This is a genomic window from Streptomyces sp. 17_S59, assembly GCF_056930295.1.
In genome coordinates, this window is sequence record NZ_JBXOWD010000001.1 from 6,312,643 (window position 1) to 6,325,402 (window position 12,760).

The 12,760-nt window shown below is 72.7% G+C and carries 12 protein-coding genes; 5 read left to right on the plus strand and 7 right to left on the minus strand.

The genetic code is table 11. From position 1 onward, the window contains the following. Nucleotides 1-59: 59 nt before the first annotated feature. Nucleotides 60-905, minus strand: a complete 846-nt coding sequence (locus AC1Z4A_RS28585; protein WP_483682746.1) for a tetratricopeptide repeat protein — start codon at nucleotides 903-905, stop codon at nucleotides 60-62. Then, entirely contained in the window at nucleotides 902-1,228 is a 327-nt protein-coding gene (locus AC1Z4A_RS28590; RefSeq protein ID WP_483682747.1) for a hypothetical protein, read from the minus strand. The genes AC1Z4A_RS28585 and AC1Z4A_RS28590 overlap by 4 nt, the downstream gene beginning before the upstream one ends. A gap of 326 nt (nucleotides 1,229-1,554) precedes the next feature. Here AC1Z4A_RS28590 and panD point away from each other — a divergent pair, with 326 nt between their 5' ends. After that, nucleotides 1,555-1,971 carry an aspartate 1-decarboxylase gene (panD, locus tag AC1Z4A_RS28595; protein WP_483682748.1) on the plus strand — a complete coding sequence of 139 codons (417 nt, stop codon included), beginning with the start codon at nucleotides 1,555-1,557 and terminating at the stop codon, nucleotides 1,969-1,971. A gap of 210 nt (nucleotides 1,972-2,181) precedes the next feature. On the opposite strand, the gene AC1Z4A_RS28600 is transcribed toward panD, so the two are convergent. After that, entirely contained in the window at nucleotides 2,182-2,631 is a 450-nt protein-coding gene (locus tag AC1Z4A_RS28600; protein ID WP_483682749.1) for a helix-turn-helix domain-containing protein, read from the minus strand. A 304-nt stretch (nucleotides 2,632-2,935) separates the two neighbouring features. Here AC1Z4A_RS28600 and AC1Z4A_RS28605 point away from each other — a divergent pair, with 304 nt between their 5' ends. Beyond that, nucleotides 2,936-3,847: a ParB/RepB/Spo0J family partition protein gene (locus AC1Z4A_RS28605; RefSeq protein ID WP_483682750.1), complete on the plus strand. Its 912-nt coding sequence runs from the start codon at nucleotides 2,936-2,938 to the stop codon at nucleotides 3,845-3,847. A 36-nt stretch (nucleotides 3,848-3,883) separates the two neighbouring features. On the opposite strand, the gene rbsK is transcribed toward AC1Z4A_RS28605, so the two are convergent. Next, nucleotides 3,884-4,822, minus strand: coding sequence for a ribokinase (gene rbsK / locus AC1Z4A_RS28610; protein WP_483682751.1), 939 nt, complete (start codon nucleotides 4,820-4,822; stop codon nucleotides 3,884-3,886). 406 nt (nucleotides 4,823-5,228) lie between these two features. Between rbsK and AC1Z4A_RS28615 the strand changes: the two genes are divergently transcribed. Both AC1Z4A_RS28615 and AC1Z4A_RS28620 read left to right on the plus strand, forming a co-directional pair. Further along, complete coding sequence (locus AC1Z4A_RS28615) at nucleotides 5,229-5,993, plus strand: sigma-70 family RNA polymerase sigma factor (RefSeq protein WP_483682752.1); 765 nt, start codon at nucleotides 5,229-5,231, stop codon at nucleotides 5,991-5,993. Nucleotides 5,994-6,095: 102 nt separating this feature from the next. Beyond that, entirely contained in the window at nucleotides 6,096-6,296 is a 201-nt protein-coding gene (locus tag AC1Z4A_RS28620; RefSeq protein ID WP_483682753.1) for a hypothetical protein, read from the plus strand. Between the two features lie 63 nt (nucleotides 6,297-6,359). Here the strand turns inward: AC1Z4A_RS28620 and AC1Z4A_RS28625 are convergent, their stop codons facing one another. After that, a complete protein-coding gene (locus AC1Z4A_RS28625; protein WP_483682754.1) occupies nucleotides 6,360-6,599 on the minus strand; it encodes a chaplin in 240 nt (79 codons plus the stop codon). 366 nt (nucleotides 6,600-6,965) lie between these two features. On the opposite strand from AC1Z4A_RS28625, the gene AC1Z4A_RS28630 reads away from it, so the two are divergent. Beyond that, complete coding sequence (locus AC1Z4A_RS28630; protein WP_483682755.1) at nucleotides 6,966-8,459, plus strand: SDR family NAD(P)-dependent oxidoreductase; 1,494 nt, start codon at nucleotides 6,966-6,968, stop codon at nucleotides 8,457-8,459. Between the two features lie 441 nt (nucleotides 8,460-8,900). Here the strand turns inward: AC1Z4A_RS28630 and alaS are convergent, their stop codons facing one another. Both alaS and tsaD read right to left on the minus strand, forming a co-directional pair. Continuing rightward, nucleotides 8,901-11,531, minus strand: coding sequence for an alanine--tRNA ligase (gene alaS, locus AC1Z4A_RS28635; protein ID WP_483682756.1), 2,631 nt, complete (start codon nucleotides 11,529-11,531; stop codon nucleotides 8,901-8,903). Between the two features lie 17 nt (nucleotides 11,532-11,548). Next, nucleotides 11,549-12,604, minus strand: a complete 1,056-nt coding sequence (gene tsaD / locus AC1Z4A_RS28640; RefSeq protein ID WP_483683763.1) for a tRNA (adenosine(37)-N6)-threonylcarbamoyltransferase complex transferase subunit TsaD — start codon at nucleotides 12,602-12,604, stop codon at nucleotides 11,549-11,551. Between the last annotated feature and the right edge of the window lie 156 nt (nucleotides 12,605-12,760).

Consider the following 12,760-nt stretch of genomic DNA (forward strand, 5'->3'; position numbering starts at 1 on the left):
CAGGGGATGCTTGTGCGGGGTCCATGCGACGTAGTCAACCACCTGCTGGGCGGGGCCCCTCAGCGCCGCATGAGCAGGATGGCATCTGCCTCGCGATCTGCCAGACGCCCCGCCTCGCGAACCTGCTCTTCCGCCATGCCCCGCGCCAGTTGAATGGCCTCATGGATCCCGTCGGCGTTACCGCGGTCCAGCATGGTCAGGAACCATCGCACCGCCTGAACAGGATCTGCGTCCACACCTGTGCCGTCCCGATACCAGCACCCTGCCACGTACATTGCGGGAGCGTGGCCGGATTCCGCCGCTCTTACGTACCAGGACAAAGCCTCCTCGTCATGACCTTGCGCCGACAGCTTGTCGCCGAGCAGGGCGCATGCTTCGGGGATTCCCCGCTCTGCCCCGAACCTCAGCCATCGCATGAATTCTCGCGCGTTGCGGCGGACACCATGAGCCTTGTAGTAATTGACGGCAAGGTTGTACGCGGCATACCCATCACCCGCTTCGGCCGCCTCAAGGAAGAGGCGATTCGCCATGGCCGGATCCTGCCGGACGCCGATACCGCTGTTCACCATGTAGCCGAGCCCACGCTTCCCTTCGGGAACCCCGGCTTCCGACGCTTCATGGAAGAGCCGCACGGCACGAGCGGGGTCCGAGCCCGCGTCGAGGATCACTCCACCGAGCAGAGCCTTCGCGTCGGTGTCTCCTTGTGACACCAGCTCTTCGATCCTGACGACAAGGCAGGTGAGCTTTGCTCGTATGCCGGGGGCGCCCCGGCGTCTGGCGTGGATGTACCAGTTGCCGGCTGCCACGACATCTCCGTGGACCAGCGCGCGGTCTCCCCGATCGACCAGTACGGTCAAGGGGACACCCGCCGGGTAGGAGCGCCAGTCGGGGTCTTCTTCAGTCAATTCGTGCTTCCCTTACGCGAATGGGCCACGCCGGGGGTCCCAGGCCGCACGGCCAGGAAGGCGTTCATCCGTCCTCCGGGCCACAGCGGATCAGGAAGGGTAACGCTGTCTCCGTAGGAGATGCTGCGGCCGGCGAGCGGAAAGCTCCCCAAGATGGCGAGCCCTGCCGCGATTCCGTCCTCCTCAGGAAGAATGCCCGTGACAAATTCCACGCGATGGCTGGAGGCTGACACCGGCATCGGCGACTGGCTGGCGCCGCATGTGGCGTAGAGGTTGACGCCCTCCTCGGTCTTCTCGTGGTCCCACTTGAAGACTTCGATCACGGCATCCTTAATAGTGAACCTCGCCTGCCGCGACGGCTCTCCCCACGCGCTTACATAGTGCGCGCGCACTGCCTCCGATGTCATCGTGGTACTCCTCCGAATGGCCACCACTCTCCTGCGGGCCAGGCAGGCGGCCACCACTCTCCGGGCCCGTCGTCGAGTGTCGGCCCGAGCCGGCCGATCCATGGTGACCTCGGTTCGACCGGCGGCCGGTTCTCGGTAAATCCTGGGAAACGCTGCCCGGGCACACGACTCGTTGTAGAGTAGGGAAACCGCCCTTGACCTGCAAGAACGCAGGCAGGGAGCCTACCTCCGGGAGTACCTCGATGTACCGCACCATGATGAAGTCCAAGATCCACCGGGCCACCGTCACCCAGGCTGACCTGCACTATGTCGGCTCGCTGACGATCGACGCCGATCTGATGGACGCAGCCGATCTCCTGCCCGGAGAGAAGGTCGACATCGTCGACATCGACAACGGCGCCCGGCTGTCGACCTATGTCATCGAGGGCCCGCGCGGCACCGGTGTCATAGGCATCAATGGTGCGGCCGCCCGCCTGATCAGCCCGGGCGACCTCGTGATCATCATCGCTTACGGTGCCATGGACGATGCCGAGGCCCGCACCTTTGAGCCGCGCGTCGTCTTCGTCGACGAGAAGAACGCCGTGGCGCACCTCGGCGGCGACCCGGCCGCGGTGCCCGAGGGCTCCGGGCTCCTGCGCGGGGACGTTCTCGCGGGCTAGACCTCTCCGCGCGTCTCCGCATCTGCTCCGTGGCGCGTCGGTCGCGCCACGGAGGCTTTCCCGAAAGGGGCGGGGAAAGCCCGCCTTCATGCGCGGAATTATCGTCCGCGGAACCCGTGCGCCGCGCTCCCGGAAACGCCGTCGGCGATTCCTGCGCGGCCGGTTCGAATTCACCGGGCGGGCCCGGCAAAACGTGTGCCGGGCCGTCCGTCAATGGGGTCTGTCGGCCGGGTTGCCCCGGCTGTCGGGAAGTCCCTCCAACTCTCGGACCCGCTCGATGACTTCATTGATGGAATGCAGGCTCGCGGCCGACAGTCCGGCCGCCCGGAGGGCTACACGCTGCACTTGTGTGTCCCGCAGAGCCACCAGCAGGCGGAGATCCGCATTGACTGCCGCAGTCACCTGGTCGTCGAAGAAATAGGCCGGAGGCACGCCGAAGAACTTCGCGAGCGCCTCCACATGCCGCAGCGTGGGATTGTCCCGCTGCCCCTTGCGCAACAGCCAGATGTAGCTCCCCGAAATCGACACACCTCCAGCGGTGATCGCACGCGCCACTTCCTCTGTGCTGTACGGCTCCCGGCCGGCCGGTACCACTGTCTGGAATAGGTGGTTGAGCTTGTCGGCCAGCGAGTGCTCGGCCGTGGCGTCGGGATCCTTCATGATCGCACCTCCCTCCTGCGGTCAATCTAGCTTACGGGCGGAAGCGTGCGTTCATGTGCCCGCGCACTCAATGCGGTTGACAGCAGTGGTGCTCGCTGCCTAGCGTCCTCGGTGACGGGGGATCGACTGGTGTTGGACGGCAAGCGCAAGCGGCCAACATCAGTCGGATGGAGGCGGGTGCTTCGGTGCCCGCCTCCGCCGAACACCTGATCCACCGTCGGCCAGGGTCCTTGGGGGAGGGAAAGACGTGACGGTTACGGAACCAGAGCAACAGAACGCCACTGCGCTCCCGATCGATTCCCTGGTGCCATCGGAGTCCCCGCGGCTGTCCGGCGAGGATCCCGAGCACGTCCAGGCGCTGGCGCGACTGGACGTACCACTGCCGCCCATCGTCGTGCACCGCGCCACCCTGCGGGTCGTCGATGGCATGCACCGGCTGCGAGCCGCTCGTCTACGGGGGGATGAGCGGATCGCAGTCCGGTTCTTCGACGGCAGTGTCGAGGACGCCTTCGTGCACGCGGTCAGGGTGAACAACGAGCACGGCCTGCCGCTCACGCAGGCGGACCGGACGGCCGCCGCCGAGCGCATCATCCGGTCCCACCCGCAGTGGTCGGACCGGCTGATCGCCTCGGCGGTGGGCCTGGCCGCCAGCACCGTCGCCTCCCTGCGGCGGCGCTCGGCGGGCCGCGGAGGCCAGGTCACGGCCCGGACCGGCCGCGACGGCCGGGTGCGGCCGCTCAACGCCGCGGAGGGCCGCCGCCGGGCGGGCGCGCTGATCGCCGCCAAGCCCCATGCCAGCCTCAGGGAGATCGCCGACGTCGCGGGCATCGCCGTGGGCACCGCGCGCGACGTACGCATGCGGGTGCGGCAGGGCCGGGACCCGGTGCCGAAGAAGCTCCGCGACGACGAGCTGAGACAGCGGGCCGCCACCCGGAGCATGCCGCTCGCCGTGCAGCCCGAGACCGTCCCGCAGAGCCCGGCGGTGGACACCGAGCCGCCGCTGCCCAAGCTCCGCAAGGACCCCTCGCTGCGCTTCACCGAGGGCGGCCGGGCGCTGCTCCAGCTGCTGAGCGCCCATGCCATGGGCGGTGAACGCTGGCGCAGGCTGCTCGAGAGCGTGCCCGCACACCGCCGCTCGACGGTGGCCCAGGCCGCCCGGCACTGCGCCGAGTCGTGGCTGCGCTTCGCCATCGAGCTGGAGCGCCGGGCTCTCTGACGCCCAGCGGGTGTCCGACGGACGGCCCCGGGCCCGTCACCGCGGCTCCGCCAGTTCCGCAGGGGTCGGGTACGACGGCTGTGCACCCGCCCGGGTCACCGAGACGGCAGCCACCCGCACCGCGAAGCGCGCCGCGTCCGCCAGGTCCTCGCCCGCCGCGAGGCGGGCGGCCAGCGCGCCGGTGAACGCGTCGCCCGCGCCCGTCGTGTCCACCGCCCGCACCGGGCGGCCCGGCACGAGGACCGGCTCTCCGGACGGGTCCGCCAGGGCCAGGGCGCCCTCCGCGCCCAGCGTCACCACCACCGACCGGGCGCCCTGCCCGGCCAGGGCCCGGGCCCAGTCGGCCGCAGTGCCGTCCCGGCGGCCCGACAGCCGGCGGGCCTCGTGCTCGTTGACGACCAGCGGATCCGCCGCCGCCAGCAGCACCGGCTCGAGCGCATCCGGCACCGGCGACGGGTTGAGCACGACCCGGGTGCCCGTCTCCGCCGCGACCGCGACCGCCGCCCGCACCGTGGCCGGGGGAACCTCCAGCTGGAGGCAGAGCACCGCCGAGCCCGCGACGACCGCCCGCGCCGCCGTGACGTCTGCGGGGGCCAGCCGGGCGTTGGCGCCGGGGGAGACCACGATGGCGTTGTCCCCGTCCGGGCCGACGACGATCATCGCCGTGCCGGTCCGGGCGCCCTCCTCCACCAGGACGTGCCGCACGTCCGTGCCCGCCGCGCGCTGGGCGTCCAGCAGCAGCCGCCCGAACGCATCGTCACCGACCCGCGCCAGCAGGGCCGTTCGCGCACCGAGCCGGGCCGCCGCCGCGGCCTGGTTGGCGCCCTTGCCGCCGGCGGTCTCGGCCAGGTCCGTGCCCGGCACGGTCTCGCCCGGCTCCGGCCGCCGGTCCACCCGGACCGTCAGGTCCGCATTGGCGGAACCGATCACCAGCACGTCGTACCCGTGCGTCCCGCCCGTCTCCCGCTCGTCCATCAGCCCGTCCCACCCGTCGAATGACGCAGCTTGTGCAGCGCTCCCGTTACGTGGCCGCCGACACCGCCGGGGCCCGTACCCCCTCCGGCAGCCTCTCATCCCGACGGCCCGCGACGTCACCCAGGGGCACGGCGCGACCTGCCCGGATGACCTTGCGTGACCACCCGAATGCCCCGAGTCGCGGGAACGGGCGGGCGGGGGCATGCTGAGAAGCCCCGGGCCGGCCCGCCCGCCCGGGCCGCGACGCCGGTCCGTTTGCGGGCGCGCCGCGAGGGCAGCCGCACCCCTGGCAGAGGTGCTCCGGCCGGCAGGCACTCCTTGACGCACGAGCGAGGGGACAACTGTGACCATGGCTGAGACGACGTTCCGCCCGCGAAAGTGCGCATCCACTCCGCATACCAGCGGTGTGTGCGGTCCCGAGGAACCGGGCGACGGTGCGGCCGCCTTCGTCCGCCTGGCGGCCCTGCCGGACAGCCCCGAGCGCGACCTGCTCCGGCAAGAGGTGATCGCCGCCTGGCTGCCGATGGCCGAGCGCATCAGCCTGCGCTACCGCAAGTGCGGGGAGAGCCCCGCGGACCTGCGGCAGGTGGCCGCCCTGGCCCTGGTGCACGCGGTGGACCGCTTCGACCCCGGGCTGGGCTTCGCCTTCGAGTCCTTCGCCGTGCCCACCATCAACGGCGAACTCAAACGCCATGTGCGCGACCACGTGTGGTCCCTTCACATCCCGCGCAGGGACCAGGAGTTGCGCGCCGCCGTCCGCTCCGCGCGGAGCCGGCTGGAGCAGCAGGGCACCGGCAGCGACGTCACCCCGGCGGAGCTGGTCGCCGAGACCGGCCTGACCGAGGAGGAGGTCCGGCGCGGCCTGCACGCCGACGGGGTGCACCACACCCTGTCCCTGGACCATCCGGTCTCGGGCGCCGAGGACCTCCCGCTGTCCGACACCCTCGGCCGCGCCGACCGGGCGCTCGACCTCGTCGTCGACCGGCAGTCCCTCAAACCGCTCCTCGACGCGCTGCCCGAGCGCGAGCGGTACGTCCTCTACTGGCGCTTCTTCGGTGACCTCACCCAGCAGCAGATCGGCGCGCGGCTGGGGGTATCCCAGATGCAGATATCCCGCATCCTCAGCCGCACCTGCGCGGATCTGCGCCGACAGCTCCTGGCGGCCACCTGAGCCGCTCCGACTCCCCGTCCCCGTACCTTGGCTTGTTCCCGTACCCGTACCCGGCCCGTTTTCGTCCCCGACCCGTTTCCGACCCGAGGCAGGCGTATCGCCATGAGCGCGCAGCACTCGCACCTCACCCCCGACCTCCCGCCGATCGTCGAGATCCCCGATCTCCCCGGCGCCCAGCTGGCCGCACTGCCCGGCGCGGACGGCACCGACGCGGAGCCGCTCACCTCGTCCGGACACGGCAGTGGCGCCCACCAGGAGGTTGATGGGCGCCACGAGCGCGCGGGAGAGGGGTCCGGCGGCTGACTGTGACCCGCTCGCCGCGCAGCGCGCGATCCGGCTGTGACGCGCGCCGTAGGGGGGCGGTGATTAACCGTTCACGCAGACGTTGCCGAAGGTCGGGTTCAGCAGACCGACGATGTCGATCGAGTTCCCGCAGAGGTTGATCGGGATGTGCAGGGGGATCTGGATCACGTTGCCGGAGAGGACGCCGGGGGAGCCGACGGCCGCACCCTGCGCGCCGGAGTCGGCGGCAGCGACACCGGCAACGCCGGTCACGGCGGCGCCGGCGGCGGCGGTCAGGACGGCTGCCTTGGCGATACGCGACATGGCTAAACCTTTCTCAGGGGTGTTGAGAGGTAATTGTGGCCGCCGTTTCGTGCTGAGTTGGCCTAATAAGTGTTCACTCGTGGGTAATTAACCCAGACAGGCCAATAAGTCGGATGGGATGACCGGGAGTTGGAGGTGGGGGTTGCGGCAGTTCGCGGCCAGGGACGCCGGGTGCGGGGCGTGGCGGCGGGCGGCGCCCGCAGGGGTGAGGGGCGCCGTCGGCGGGAACCCGGCGCACGGCCCGGGCGCGTGCCCCCGGCGGCGGGTTTGCGGCGGGTTTGCAGCGGGTTTGGCGCCGCAGGGTCCGGCTACGTACAGTTTCCTGGAAGATTTGTCGCACAAGCGGACTGGGAAACGACAGCGGTCATGACCGTCACTGAAGAGAACCACGACGGTGCAGGCCACCAGTCGGGCACGGACACCCTGGGCATAGACCCCGAGCGCATGGCGATCTGCCTCGCCGTCCTCGAGGAACTCGACGACCTTCCGGTCGACCACCCCGACGCGATCACCGTCCGGCGCGCCACGTCCGGGATCTACCGGACGGTGAAGCAGCGCCGCCGCCAGGAGCGCCGCGCCGCGAAGACCGCCAACGACAAGGCGGTCACCGAGGCCACCGCCACCGGCTCCGCCGACCGCATCGACGACGAGACGCAGGGGCTGCTGCCGTCCTCCTCGGCCCGCGGCGAGATCGCCGGGATCCTGGAGCGCCCCCGCTCCTGCTACATCTGCAAGGGCCGCTACGTCGAGGTCGACGCCTTCTACCACCAGCTGTGCCGCAGCTGCGCGGACGAGAACCGCGCCCGCCGCGACGCGAGCGCCGACCTCACGGGGCGGCGTGCGCTGCTCACCGGCGGCCGCGCCAAGATCGGCATGTACATCGCCCTGCGGCTGCTGCGGGACGGTGCGCACACCACCATCACCACCCGCTTCCCCAATGACGCCATCCGCCGCTTCAAGGCGATGCCGGACAGCGACCAGTGGATCCACCGGCTCAAGGTCGTCGGCATCGACCTGCGCGACCCGGCGCAGGTGGTCGCCCTCGCCGACTCCGTCGCCGCCGAGGGTCCCCTCGACATCCTGATCAACAACGCGGCCCAGACCGTGCGCCGCTCCCCGGCCGCCTACAGCGAGCTGGTCGCCGCGGAGTCCGCCCCGCTGCCGATGGGCGAGCTGCCCGCCGCCGAGGTGATCGGCACCTTCGGCAGCGGCGCGGTGGACGCCGTCGCCGCGCTGCCGGCCGCGCGGCGCGAGGGCGAGGGCCTGACCGCCCAGGACGTCACCGACCTGGCGCTCGTCAGCGGCTCGGCGTCGCTCGCCCGCATCGAGGCGGGCACGGCCATCGACGCGGGCGGGCTGGTGCCCGACCTCGCCTCCACCAACAGCTGGATCCAGACGGTCTCCGAGGTCGACCCGGTCGAGCTGCTCGAGGTGCAGCTCTGCAACTCCACGGCGCCGTTCATCCTGATCAGCCGGCTCCGGCCGGTCATGGCCGCGTCTCCCGCGCGCCGCAAGTACGTGGTGAACGTCTCCGCCATGGAGGGCGTCTTCAGCCGCGGCTACAAGGGTGCCGGGCACCCGCACACGAACATGGCCAAGGCGGCGCTGAACATGCTGACGCGCACCAGTGCGCAGGAGATGTTCGAGAGCGACGGCATCCTGATGACCAGCGTCGACACGGGCTGGATCACGGACGAGCGCCCGCACCCGGACAAGGTCCGGATGGCTGCGGTCGGCTTCCATGCGCCGCTGGATCTGGTGGACGGGGCGGCGCGGGTCTACGACCCGATCGTGCGGGGTGAGGAGGGGGAGGACCTGTACGGGTGCTTCCTGAAGGACTACCGCAAGGCGAACTGGTAGGGGGCTGGGGGCGGGGTTCTTTCCCCACCCCGCCCCTTCCCGAAACCGGGGGCAAGCCCCCGGCCCCCCGCGGGGGGGGGGGGGTAGGGAATGGGGGCTCCGCCCCTCCCCTGACCCCCTGTGCTGCGCGCCCGGCCCCTTGCGCTGCGCGCGGGGGCAAGACCTCGGGGGCTCTGCCCCCGGACCCCCGCTCCTCAAACGCCGGAGGGGCTGAATTTGCCCCCTGGAACGGGGACCGGGGGAGCCCCGTGCTTCGCCCCCGCGCGCAGCGCAAGGGGCCCGGGGTGCAGGGGCGGAGCCCCGTTCCCTACCCCCGGGAGTCTGGGGGCGAAGCCCCCAGTTCTCTGCCTGGGGTCCGGCGCGCAGCCCCGTCCCCTGCCCAGGGGTCCGGGGGCCTGCCCCCGGTTTCGGGAAGGGGCGGGATCGGGGAAAGGAACCCCCCTACACCAGCCCCCGCACACCCTCCAGCACCCCCGCCGGGAACCCGCCCCCCTGCGCCACCTCCGCCGTGCCGCCGCCCCGGCCGCCCGGCAGGGACCTCACCACCTCCGCCGCCGACAGCCCCGCCGCCGTCGCCGCCCGGTTCAGCGCCACGGCCAGCGTCACCTTGTCCCCGTCCCCGGCCCTCGCCCCGATCGCCACCACGCCCGGCCGCGCCTCCGGCAGGCGGTCGCGTACGGCCAGTGCCAGCGCCCGCGCGTCGCCCTCCGTCAGCGCCGTCACCACGAGCGTGCCGCCCACGTCCGTCGCCGCGTCCGCCAGCTCCGCCGCCCGGGCCAGGGCCGCGCGCCGGGTCAGTTCCGCCGCCCGCTGGTCGGCCGCCTTGAGCCGGTCCAGCAGCACCCCGACCCGCTCGGCCAGCTGCCCGCGCGGTGCCTGGAGCTGCTCCGCCAGGCGCGCGACCAGGTCCCGCTCCCGGGCCAGATAGCCGAAGCCCTCGAAGCCCACGGCGGCCTCCAGCCGCCGCATCCCGGCCCCGACCGACGACTCGCCCGTCAGCGCGACCACCCCGATCTGCGCCGCGTGATCCACATGGGTGCCCCCGCACAGCTCCCGCGACCACGCGCCGCCGATCTCGACGACCCGCACCCGCTCCCCGTACGTCTCGCCGAACAGGGCGAGCGCGCCCAGCTCCTTGGACTCGGGCAGGGACATCCACCGCACGGCCACCGGGAGGTCCCGGCGCAGCGCCCGGTTGGCCGCCTCCTCGACCTCGCCCCGGGCGGCGGGGCCGAGCGCACCGCGCCAGGGGAAGTCGAGCCGCAGATAGCCGGGCCGGTTGTAGGAGCCGGACTGGAGCGCGGTCGGGCCGAGCACCTGCCGCAGCGCCGCGTGCAGCACATGGGTGCCGGAGTGCGCCTGGCGGGCGCCCAGCCGCCACTCGGGGTCGACGGCGGCCCGTACGGCGCCGCCCACCGCCAGCTCGCCGGCCGTCACCCGCACCCGGTGCACCACCAGCCCCGGCAGCGGCCGCTGCACGTCCAGCACCTCGGCCTCCACCGAGGCGCCCGTGAGCGTGCCCGCGTCGCTGTCCTGGCCGCCGGACTCGGCGTAGAAGGGCGTGCGGTCCAGCACGGCGGTGGCCATCCCGCCGGCCCCCACGGCCTTGAGCGGGCCGGCCGGGCCGAGCAGGGACAGGACCTTCGAGTCCGTCAGCAGCGTGTCGTACGCGCGCCAGTCCGTCGGACCGCGCGCGGCCAGCACCGCCCGCAGGGCCGAAGTGTCCGGCGTGCCACCGGACTTGCGGGCCCGGGCGTCCTCGCGGGCGCGCTCGCGCTGCCCGGCCATCAGCGCGGTGAAGCCCTCGCGGTCGACCTCGACGCCCTGCTCCTCGGCCATCTCCAGGGTGAGGTCGATGGGGAAGCCGTAGGTGTCGTGCAGCAGGAACGCCTTGGCGCCCGGCAGCAGGTGCCCTCCGCTCGCCTTGACCTCGGCCACCGCCGTGTCCAGCACGGTCGTGCCCTGCCGCAGGGTCGAGCGGAAGGCGTCCTCCTCGGCGTACGCCTGCTGCGCGATGCGGTCGAACTCCTCGGCGACTTCCGGGTAGCCGTGCTGCATGCAGTCCCGGGCGGCCGGCAGCAGCTCCGGCAGCGCCGGGTCCTGATACCCCAGCAGCCGCACCGACCGCACCGCGCGGCGCAGGATGCGGCGCAGGACGTAGCCGCGGCCCTCGTTGCCCGGCGCCGTGCCGTCGGCCAGCAGCATCAGCGCCGTGCGGACGTGGTCGGCGACGACCCGCAGCCGCACGTCGGCCTCGGCGGAGGAGCCGTAGCGCACGCCCGTCAGCTCGGCCGCGCGGTCGAGGACGGGGCGGGTCTCGTCGGTCTCGTAGAGGTTGTCGACGCCCTGGAGGAGCGTGGCCATGCGCTCCAGGCCCATGCCGGTGTCGATGTTGCGGCGCGGCAGCTCGCCGAGGATCGGGTAGCCGGACTTGCCGGCCCCCTCCCCGCGCTCGTACTGCATGAAGACCAGGTTCCAGAACTCCATGTACCGGTCCTCGTCCACGGCCGGGCCGCCCGCCCGGCCGAGCCCGGGCCCCCGGTCGTAGAACAGCTCCGAGCAGGGGCCGCACGGCCCGGGCACGCCCATGGACCAGAAGTTGTCCTCGTCGCCGCGCCGGACGATCCGCCCGTCCGGCAGCCCGGCGGTGCGCCGCCACAGCGCGGCGGCCTCGTCGTCGGAGTGGTGGACGGTCACCCAGATGCGGTCCGGGTCGAGACCGTAGCCGCCCTCGGCGACGGGGGAGACGGACAGCTCCCAGGCGAAGGCGATCGCCTCCTCCTTGAAGTAGTCGCCGAACGAGAAGTTGCCGTTCATCTGGAAGAACGAGCCGTGCCGGGTGGTGTGCCCGACCTCCTCGATGTCGAGGGTCCGCACGCACTTCTGCACGCTGGTCGCGCGCGGCCAGGGCGGCGGCGCCTGGCCCGTGAGGTACGGCTTGAACGGCACCATGCCCGCGTTGACGAACAGCAGCGTCGGGTCGGGCGTGGGCAGCGGCGCGCCCGGGACCACGGCGTGGCCGCGCGCGGCGAAGAAGTCGAGGAAGCGGTTGCGGATCTCGGCGGTGCGCACGGGGGCCTCCGGGCGGTTCAGGCGGCGCGGACCCGGCCTGCGGTGGGGTGGAGCGCCGCGTACTGCAGGGGCGCCGACGGGTCGACGGACACGTCGAGCGGTGCGGGCTCGGCGCCCGCCCGCACCAGCAGGTCGCCGACGGCGGCGATCATCGCGCCGTTGTCGGTGCACAGCCGGAGCGGCGGCACGCGCAGCTCGATGCCCGCAGCATCGCAGCGCGCCCGGGCCAGCGCCCGCACCCTCGAGTTCGCGGCCACGCCGCCGACCACCACCAGGGTGCCGACGCCGTGCTCCGTGCACGCGGCGACGGCCTTGCGGGTGAGCACGTCCGCCACGGCCTCCTGGAGCGAGGCCGCCCCGTCGGCCACGGGCAGCGGCCGCCCGGCGGCCCGGTGCCGCTCGGCCCAGCGGGCGGCCGCCGTCTTCAGGCCGGAGAAGGAGAAGGCGTACCGGTCGTCGCGCGGACCCGTGAGGGGGCGCGGGAAGGCCACCGCGAGCGGGTCGCCGTCGCGCGCGGCGTGGTCGACCGCCGGGCCGCCCGGGTAGGGCAGGCCGAAGACGCGGGCCACCTTGTCGAAGCACTCGCCGGCCGCGTCGTCGAGGGTGTCGCCGAGGTGGACGATCGGGTCGCGGGCCAGGTCGCGTACGAGCAGCAGCGAGGTGTGGCCGCCGGAGACGATCAGCACCATGCACGGGTCCGGCAGCGGGCCGTGGGCGAGGGAGTCGGCGGCGACGTGCCCGGCGAGGTGGTGCACGCCGTACAGCGGGACGCCCAGCGAGTAGGCGAGCCCCTTGGCCGCCGCGACGCCCACCTGGAGAGCGCCGGACAGGCCCGGGCCGGTCGTCACCGCGACCGCGCCGATGTCGCCCATGGTCAGGCCCGCGTCGGCGAGCGCCGCGCGGACGACGGGCGCCGCCGCGTGGACGTGCGCACGGGCGGCGATCTCCGGGACCACGCCGCCGTAGCGCGCGTGCTCGTCCATGCTGGACGCCACGGCGTGGCCCAGCAGCTTCCCGTCCCGGACCAGACCGGCGCCGGTCTCGTCGCAGGACGACTCGATACCCAGCACCACCGGTGAACGCCTCACGAAACGCGCCTCCTACCCTTGCTGCTCTTGAATGGTAATTGCACATTCTATGCAGGAAGGTTAAGGAGGTCCCGGCGGTGGCACGGTCTCCGCAGGTCAGTAGAGTTCCGGTGCCCCCGACCGCCGCCGCACCCAGAGCCG